A 9,219-nucleotide genomic window follows, 5' to 3' on the forward strand; every position below is an offset into this window, starting at 1 on the left:
TTGGGAAGTGCCAGTGTTGATATCGCCTTTAAGGTTGGCACTGATAGGTTTGGTAATGTATACGTTACAGGAAAAAGTACTTAACACGTTTAATCTCAAACCATTAAGCTAACACCAGCAAAACCTTATGATTTTGTAACTTTGTGATCTATTCAGAGTAGCTAAAATCTGAGCGGTCTTGCTTGAGGGTGTCTTCTACCACTTTCTGAGACTTAGTACTTAGGCTCCAAGCTTATTTATATAGACTGGTTGTGGGCTATTGGGTGTCGAGTGTAGTGAGCAAAATTGGAACATTGATTGTTGGGTTCACTGCTTAACTCCTGAGATTTTGCTTAAAGCGCCAAAAGTTTTTTTTTATCTATAAAATTTCACGATTACATTTATCAAAATATCTATAAAAAATAATACTGTAATTAGTATTACATCCAATTTAATATCCTGGATATGCTTTAAATAATCTTTAAAAAATATTACTAAAATTCCCTTGCGATAATTTGTCAATCATGACATACTATTTAAAGGTATATAAATAGAGTTATTTTACCAAAAAAATCAATTTTAATTGAGTATAATTACCGGTTTTTTTTAAAAAATATAGGTTCAGTGGTGTACTGTCAACATTCATAAATAATTGAATTTTTACCAACTTGCAAAACTTTGGACAAACTCGTTACATCTAGTGATGGCGAAAATAATATAGCGTTGATCGTAGTTATTAGGTAAAGTCAATTTTATTCTCTCTACTCCCTACTCCCTACTCCCTACTCCCTACTCTCTACTCCCTACTCCCTAATCTGTTCGGGCAGCTAATGCCTTAGGCCAAAAGCATAGCCCAGGGCATTAGCTCCCTAAAACCAAGGACGAAATTACCTCAGCGAATTAATAAATGCTATATATCTATGATTTGGTTTTATTGCTGACTCAATACCAATTTTAGCCACTTCAAACCATCCATACTTTCTGCCTCATGTTATTCAATTAGGTTAATGTACAACAGAATTGATTATACACTAAAACCATTGAAAAAGTGCAATTAACTTATCCACTACTATTGCTAAATAACGATTATCGTGCATAAGGAAAGTCAATCATTTACAAACCCTATAAGTCAGCGGTATTTGATTGTCTCAGCAGCTATGGCTTTAGCTACTGGGGGGATTTATCTCTATGGCTTGCCCCAATTTGAATCTAAACGTCAAGGTTCTATATCAAATTCCAATTCCCCAGAAAATACCATTCCCATAGTTGGGGTCACTGCCCTTGGACGTATAGAGCCTCAAGGAGGAGTGACTCGTCTGTCTGCCCCTAATTCTGTAGGAGGTACCCGAGTTGAACAACTTTTAGTGAAGGAAGGAGACAAGATTAAGGCAGGGCAAATCGTTGCTCTGCTGGACACTTATGCTCTTCGTTTTGCTACTTTAGAACAATCTAAGCAACAGGTTAAAGTTGCGAAAGCTCGTCTGGACAAGATCAAAGCTGGGGCTCAGGCAGGAGAAATTTCGGCACAAGAGGCAACGATCGCTCGTTTACAAGCTCAGTTACGAGGGGAAGTGGCGGCACAGGAAGCAACCCTAGCTCGCTTACGAGCTCAGTTGCAATGGGAAGTAGCGGCACAGGAAGCAACCGTGGCTCGCTTACAAGCCCAATTGCGTAATGCTGAAGCAGAGTATAAACGTAATCAACAACTCTATGAAGAAGGTGCAATTTCCGCCTCTCTTTTTGATAGTAAACGTCTGCAAGTGGAAACGATTCAAGAGCAAATTAATGAAGCAAATGCTGCTCTAAAACGAATTGTGAAAACGATTGAAGAACAAATTAATGAAGGAAAAGCTACTCTGCGACGGACTATGGACACTGGTCAAGAACAGATCAGTCAAGCTAAAGCCAATCTAGACCGTATTACTGAGATTCGTCCAGTAGATGTACAAATAGCTCAGGGAGAGATTGAGAGTGCGATCGCAGCTGTCAAGCTCGCTCAAGCTGAACTGAATTTAAGCTACATCCGTTCTCCTATCGATGCACAAGTGCTGAAAGTTCACACCAAATCTGGAGAAATTATTGGCAGTGACGGAATTGTTGAGCTAGGTCAAACCGACCAGATGTACGTAATTGCAGAAGTCCATGAAACGGATATTAGCAAAGTCCATCTGGGTCAAAAAGGTAGTATTTCTAGTACTGTTTTTGAGGGTGAAATACAGGGAACAGTCGCTGAGATTGGTTTCCAAATTGACAGACAACAGGTTTTTGATGTTAATCCTGGATCAGATACGGATCGTAAAGTGGTGGACGTTAAAATCCGCATTGATGATTCCGTAGACAGTCAACGAGTTGCAGCATTTACCAACTTACAAGTAGAGGCTACGATTAACTTGTAAATCGGTTAAACACATTCAGAAGTGTTGAATCCGCAATAAACGTTTACCAAAATAGTTTATGTCTTTCTATCGTTGTTGTCAAGCGATGCAGCGGCGCATTCCTACTTCCTACTCCCATTAACCCAGGACGAAAGTCCCTTAATCCATTGAGAACTTCTATATTAAATTCCCCAGACATATCATTTCCTAAAATGCTTAAAAAATGATTCTCCAAATGCCTATTGCCTGGTTACAACTAGCGAGACAAAGAGTTCGTTTTCTGGTTGCTCTAGCTGGTATTGCGTTTATCGTTGTTCTTATTTTTATGCAACTTGGGTTTAACGATTCTCTTTATACTAGTTCTGTCACGGTGCATCGAGTTATCGAAGGTGATATATTTTTAATTAGTTCCCAATATAAGTCATTGACCGCTAAGCAGAGCTTTCCTAGAGAGCGTTTATATCAGGCTCGGGGATTTAATGGTGTAGAATCAGTTAGTCCATTATATCTAAGATTTGCAAAATTCAAAAATCCCATTACTGATCAAAAGTTCTCAATCTATGTTATTGGGTTTGATCCGGCAAAGCCTGTGCTTAATTTACCGGAAATAAATCAAAATCTGGATATTCTCAAACTTCCTAATGTAGTTTTATTTGACCGTAAGTCTAGACCTGATTTTGGACCAATTGCTGAAAACTTTGAGCAGGGAAACACGGAACAAACTATTGAAATATTTGGTTTTGCAGCCAGAAAAGGTTATCGAGTTAAGGTTGGAGGCTTGTTTAGCCTAGGACCTTCTTTTGGGGTGGACGGTAATTTGGTAGTTGGCGACTCAACATTGTTCCGGATATTCGATGTCAATTCAGAAATGATTGATGTAGGAGTCATTAACCTCAAACCTGATGCGGATCAGGAAATGGTTTTAAAAAATTTGCGAAACCACTTATCTGAAGATGTTATAGTTTTTTCTTATCAAGAATTTATTGACTTTGAAAAAGACTATTGGAAGACAAGAACTCCGATTGGATTTATACTTAGTATGATGCTCGTTATGGCATCAGTTGTTGGGGTAGTGATTGTCTATCAAATTCTTCATAGTAATATTTCTACTAACTTAGTTGCCTATGCCACTCTAAAAGCAATTGGCTATCCAAATCAATACTTATTATCTGTAGTATTTCAGCAGTCTGTTATATTAGCTATTTTAGCCTATATTCCAGGCTTAGCAATCTCTATAGGTCTATATGATGTTGTCCAGAATGCTACTGGGTTACCAATGGAAATGAGAGTTAGTCAATCCTTTATAGTTTTAATAGTAACAATTGTAATGTGTTTTGCTTCTGGTGTATTAGCTGTTAACAAAATGCGGTCTGCTGATCCAGCTGATATTTTCTAACTTTCTTTTCATAAATTTGATACCCAGATTATAAACTTTATAATTACTAGAGTATAATCCAAAAACTCGATGTCCCAAGAAATTGTAATTGATATAAAAAAACTGAATCATTACTTGGGTCAACAGTCATTACGGAGCCAAATTTTATTTGACATTAATCTCGAAATAAAATCTGGAGAAATTGTAATTCTAACGGGGCCATCGGGGTCAGGTAAAACAACGTTGTTGACGTTAATTGGAGGATTGCGTTCTGTACAAGAAGGAAGTCTAAAAATTATAGACCGAGAATTGTATGGCGCTAGTCCTGCCCAATTAGTATCAGTGCGTAGCCATATTGGTTATATTTTTCAAGCTCACAATTTACTAGAGTTCTTGACAGCCCGGGAAAATGTTCAAATGGCGATTGAACTGCATCGAGGCATCTCTAAGCGGGAAGCTCGCACTAGATCTGAAGCCATGCTCAAACTAGTTAAGCTCGGGGATCGAGTTAATCACTTCCCTCAAAACCTTTCTGGGGGTCAAAAACAACGGGTAGCCATTGCCCGTGCTTTAGTCAATCAGCCCAAATTGGTCTTAGCAGATGAACCAACTGCTGCTTTAGATAGTAAGACAGGTCGAGATGTGGTTGATATTATGCAACGACTAGCTCTTGAGCAAGAATGCGCTATTTTGATGGTGACTCACGATAACAGAATTTTGGATGTTGCTGATCGCATCCTTCGTATGGAAGACGGGTATCTAGTCACACCACAGTCACCAGCTAATAACGAAGTAGAAAAGGCAAAAGCCGAAAGACAAATTGAAAATTAAAAATTGAAAATTGAAAATTGCCATTACTATCAATTAACTACAATTTTTAATAAAAAATTGGCAATTTATTTTTGACTAATTACCAATTAAAAATCACTAAAAAACTAAACAAAATGCTTGAAACTATCCCTGATAAAATCGATCAAGAATGTCATACTGAAGAAGCTATTCAAGCCTGGTTAGTTTCTCAACTCGCCGAAGGACTGGAGGTTGATCCTGAAGAGATAGATATCCAGGAACCATTTGAAAGCTACAACCTAGAATCAGCAGATGCTTTGATTCTTTTAGGTAGATTAGAAAACTATCTTGGCCGTGAGGTATCTCCCACCCTGTTGTGGAACTATCCCAACATCGAAGCCCTAGCAGAACGTTTAGCTGAAGATTCCAATAGTTAAACATCAAGCAGCCAGTAGTGGTAATCATGACCAAAGTTCAGATGAAGGTTAAGAAATGGATGCGATCGCAATTATTGGTCTAGGTTGTCGTTTTCCTGGTGCCAGAAACCCCGAGGAGTATTGGCGGCTCCTATGTAACGGGGTAGATGCCATTACAGAAGTACCAGCCGATCGGTGGGATATCGATGCGTTCTACGATCCTAAACCTGGTACTCCTGGAAAAATGAGTACTCGGTGGGGTGGCTTTTTAGAACAAGTAGATCAATTTGACCCCCAATTTTTTGGAATTACTCCGAGAGAGACAGTTTATATCGACCCCCAGCAGCGACTTTTGCTAGAGGTAGCTTGGGAAGCCCTGGACAATGCTGGGCAGGTACTAGAAAAACTAGCCCACAGTAACACAGGTGTTTTTGTTGGTATTTCTGCCGGTGATTACCACCAGCGCTTTCAGGAAGGAGGGTATAGTGCCATCAATGCCTACATGGGGACTGGTAATGCTTTAAGTATTGCTGCTAACCGCCTCTCCTACTTATTTGATTTTCGAGGACCGAGTATGGCGATTGACACAGCCTGTTCCTCTTCATTGGTGGCTGTGCATCTTGCCTGTCAAAGTCTGCAGAGTGGAGAGTCTAATTTAGCCTTGGCGGGTGGAGTTAATCTGCTGCTGTCTCCACAGTTGACCATCATTTTCTCTCAGGCACAAATGATGGCTACAGATGGGCGTTGTAAAACTTTTGATGCTAGAGCCAACGGTTATGTCCGAGGAGAAGGCTGCGGTATCGTAGTACTCAAACGTCTAGACGATGCGATTAGAGACAATGACAATATCATTGCTCTGATCAAGGGTTCAGCCCTTAACCAAGATGGCCGTAGCAACGGACTTACCGCTCCCAATGGTCCATCTCAAGAAGCAGTTATCCGCCAAGCCTTGGCAAATGCTGGAGTGGCACCAGCTCAAATTAACTATGTCGAAGCTCACGGTACAGGCACTCCCCTAGGAGACCCAATTGAGGCGGAAGCACTAGGGGCTGTGTTGAGTCAAGACCGTTCCCCGGACAACCCCTGTATTATCGGTTCCGCTAAAACCAATATCGGTCATCTAGAATCTGCCGCTGGCATTGCTGGTCTAATTAAGGTAGCGCTATCGTTACATCATGGCAAGATACCACCGAGCCTGCATTTCCAAACAGCGAATCCCTATATTGCCTTCGAGAAACTTCTGCTTCAGGTACAGCAAAGCCTGACCCCTTGGCCGGAAACCGATGGTCTAGCTTTGGCTGGCTTGAGTTCCTTTGGTTTTGGCGGAACTAACGCCCATATAATTCTAGGGCAAGCTCCCCAAACAGATGAGGAGTTGGAGAAAAACACAGTTGTTTCTCCTGAGATCTCCTCGTCACCTTATCTGCTTCCCTTATCTGCTCGCAGTCCAGAAGCTCTCAGAGCTTTAGCTCAGCAGTATCAGGAATTCCTAACACCTGCAGCGTCTGGTAGCACTGCTTCATTATCAGACATTTGTTATACAGCTAGTGTACGACGTTCTAATCATGACCACCGTTTGTCCCTGGTATTTCAAAACGGTGAGGAACTGACCGAGGGCCTTAAAGCATTTTGCTCTGGAGAAACTTACTCTGGTCTGTCTTGGGGTCGTAAGCAACGGAACCGGCGTCCTAAGCTAGTTTTTGTCTTTTCTGGTCAAGGACCCCAATGGTGGGGGATGGGGCGTGAATTATTATCTACTGAACCGGTCTTTTCTTCCACTATAGAGAAGTGCGATCAGCTACTACGTTCTTATGCCAACTGGTCACTGCTGGAAGAACTGACTGCTAATGAGGCAACATCCCGCTTAGCAGAAACTGAGATTGCTCAGCCAGCTATTTTTGCCTTGCAAGTTGCTTTAGCTGCTTTGTGGCGGTCTTGGGGAATAGAACCGAAGGCCATTATCGGCCATAGCGTGGGAGAAGTAGCAGCAGCTCATGTTGCGGGAGCTCTTAGCTTGGAGGATGCAGTCCAAGTTGTTTTCCACCGTGCTCGCTTAATGCAGCAGGCAACAGGTTTTGGGAAAATGGCAGCTGTGGAGTTGTCCGTAGCTGAGGCAGAAGAACTCTTAGCTAAGTATAGCGGTCGTCTTTCTATTGCTGCCATCAATAGTCCTACCTCACTGGTTCTATCAGGTGAAGCAGCAGCCCTGGAAGAAGTGCTTGAGTCCCTTGAGCAGCGACAGATTTTCTGTAAGATGATGCGGGTGAATTATGCTTTCCACAGTCCCCAGATGGAGCCGTATCAAGATCAATTAGTGCGATCGCTTCAAGGAATTACACCTCAAACTGCATCTATTCGAATCATCTCAACCGTTACAGGTCTAGCTCATGAGGGTGAAAATTTTGATGCTGCCTACTGGGGACGCAATATCAGAGAGCCCGTGCGTTTTGGGGCTGCTATTGATAAACTCATCAAGACTAAGCATAATCTATTTGTAGAGATTAGCCCCCACCCAGTCCTAGGGATAAATATCTCCCAGTGTCTGAAAAACTCAGACAAAAACGGAACAGTATTGCCTTCTCTACGGCGACAGCAACCGGAAACAGCAGTTATGTTGGGTTCTTTGGGTACTCTCTACACCCAGGGCTACTCAGTAGACTGGAGCCGACGCTATCCATCTGGGGGTCAGTGTATTTCCTTGCCCTCTTATCCTTGGCAGCGATCGCGTTACTGGTTGGATGTAGTTCCTAACTCAACTGAACAGGAGAGTTCAGGAGTAACCCTAACCGTGAGCATGCCATCAGAACTTAATGGGAAATCCAGCCCTAATGATGGTGTCGCACCAGAAGCTAAGCCAAGTCTAACCCGCGCTAAATTGCTGGCAGCAGAACCAGAAGAACGCCAGGGACTGTTGGGGTCTTACTTGACAGAATTATTAGCCAGGGTTATGGGAATTGGTGTCAGCCAACTGGACTTACAGCAGCCCCTTCATAGCATAGGACTTGACTCCATAGTGGGTGTTGAGCTCAGAAATCAAATTGAGACTGATCTGGAGGTGCTTGTTCCTCTAGAATACTTCATTGGTTTGAGCATTGAAGATTTTATCACCCAAGTTCTCCTGCTGGTTGTTAAAGAAGCCAACTCATCACCTAATCAAGGAACTGAAGGCAAACCAAGCAGTACGGACTCGATGGATTCAACTAATGAGTCTTCAGGGACAATCACTTCTTCAGAGAAGCTAGTACTTCAAGCCAATCTTTGGGTCACCCGTCCAAAGCTCAATCTAAGAGCAAAACTACGTCTATTCTGCTTTCCTTATGCCGGAGCTGGTGCTTCTATCTTCCGCTCTTGGTTAGAATTTCTACCACCAGACATTGAGGTTTGTTCAATTCAACTGCCTGGGCGAGAAAACCGACTCCAAGAAGAGCCATTTACTCGCCTTTCAGCTTTGATTCAGGCACTAACACCTGTTTTACGTTCTTACTTAGACATTCCTTTTGCCTTTTTCGGTCACAGTTTAGGAGCGTTAATCAGCTTTGAGCTTGCCCGTGAGTTACGCAAACAGAACTTACCGAGCCCAGTTCACTTATTTGTTTCTGCAAGCGCTGCTCCTCAGGTACCGGATCTGAATCTACCCATCCATCGACTGCCTGATGAAGAGTTTATCGAGTCACTAGGTCGCTTAAATGGAACACCAGAGGAAACATTACAAAACCCTGAGCTGATGGAGCTATTCCTACCGGTGTTGCGAGCAGACTTTGCGATTTTGGAAACTTACTTCTACTCCAGTGCAGATCCCCTCGATTGCCCAATCACAGTGTTTGGTGGCAAATCCGACCCCAAAGTCAGTGATTCGCAACTTGAGGCTTGGCGCAAGCAGACCGAGAGAGAGTTCACCATGCAAATGTTTCCAGGCGACCACTTCTTCCTGAAGAGCCATGACCAGCTTTTATTGGAAGCGATCGCTACCCAACTTAGCCAACTTGTCAAGGTGATGGAGTGATGGAGTGATGGAGTGATGGGGTGATGGGGTGATGGGATGGTGTCAAATCCCACTCCCTGATCGAGAGTAGCCTACCACCGAGATACTATTCCTCACAACAAAGAATAACAATCTTCCTAATCTAAGTGCTAACTACTAACTACTAACTACTAATTACTAACCACTAACCACTATTTTGACAAAGCAGCAAAATCCTTCAACCTTGGCCAAAAGCCCACCCTAAGCGAAAAACCGACTAACTTTCAACCTTAAACCAACTAACTTTCAACCAACTAACTTTTA

7 protein-coding genes are annotated in these 9,219 nt (G+C 42.4%); 6 read left to right on the plus strand and 1 reads right to left on the minus strand.

Annotation, left to right across the window (positions count from 1 at the left end):
• Positions 1-84 carry an SBBP repeat-containing protein gene (locus F6K52_RS36940; protein WP_364416608.1) on the plus strand — a complete coding sequence of 28 codons (84 nt, stop codon included), beginning with the start codon at positions 1-3 and terminating at the stop codon, positions 82-84.
• A gap of 1,052 nt (positions 85-1,136) precedes the next feature.
• Complete coding sequence (locus F6K52_RS08140; protein ID WP_293076223.1) at positions 1,137-2,375, plus strand: ABC exporter membrane fusion protein; 1,239 nt, start codon at positions 1,137-1,139, stop codon at positions 2,373-2,375.
• Positions 2,376-2,418: 43 nt separating this feature from the next.
• Here the strand turns inward: F6K52_RS08140 and F6K52_RS08145 are convergent, their stop codons facing one another.
• Positions 2,419-2,553 carry a hypothetical protein gene (locus F6K52_RS08145; RefSeq protein ID WP_293076225.1) on the minus strand — a complete coding sequence of 45 codons (135 nt, stop codon included), beginning with the start codon at positions 2,551-2,553 and terminating at the stop codon, positions 2,419-2,421.
• Between the two features lie 36 nt (positions 2,554-2,589).
• Here F6K52_RS08145 and devC point away from each other — a divergent pair, with 36 nt between their 5' ends.
• The 4 genes from devC to F6K52_RS08165 all read left to right on the plus strand — a co-directional run bounded on the left by devC (position 2,590) and on the right by F6K52_RS08165 (position 8,937).
• A complete protein-coding gene (gene devC / locus F6K52_RS08150) occupies positions 2,590-3,750 on the plus strand; it encodes an ABC transporter permease DevC (RefSeq protein ID WP_293076227.1) in 1,161 nt (386 codons plus the stop codon).
• Between the two features lie 69 nt (positions 3,751-3,819).
• The gene (locus F6K52_RS08155; RefSeq protein WP_293076229.1) at positions 3,820-4,560 is read left to right on the plus strand and encodes a DevA family ABC transporter ATP-binding protein; all 741 of its coding nucleotides are present in this window, start codon (positions 3,820-3,822) and stop codon (positions 4,558-4,560) included.
• Between the two features lie 113 nt (positions 4,561-4,673).
• Positions 4,674-4,955, plus strand: a complete 282-nt coding sequence (locus F6K52_RS08160) for an acyl carrier protein (protein ID WP_293076231.1) — start codon at positions 4,674-4,676, stop codon at positions 4,953-4,955.
• Positions 4,956-5,010: 55 nt separating this feature from the next.
• Entirely contained in the window at positions 5,011-8,937 is a 3,927-nt protein-coding gene (locus F6K52_RS08165) for a beta-ketoacyl synthase N-terminal-like domain-containing protein (protein ID WP_293076233.1), read from the plus strand.
• The last annotated feature ends 282 nt before the right edge of the window (positions 8,938-9,219 follow it).

Source organism: Moorena sp. SIO3H5 (assembly GCF_010692395.1).
Lineage (GTDB): Bacteria > Cyanobacteriota > Cyanobacteriia > Cyanobacteriales > Coleofasciculaceae > Moorena.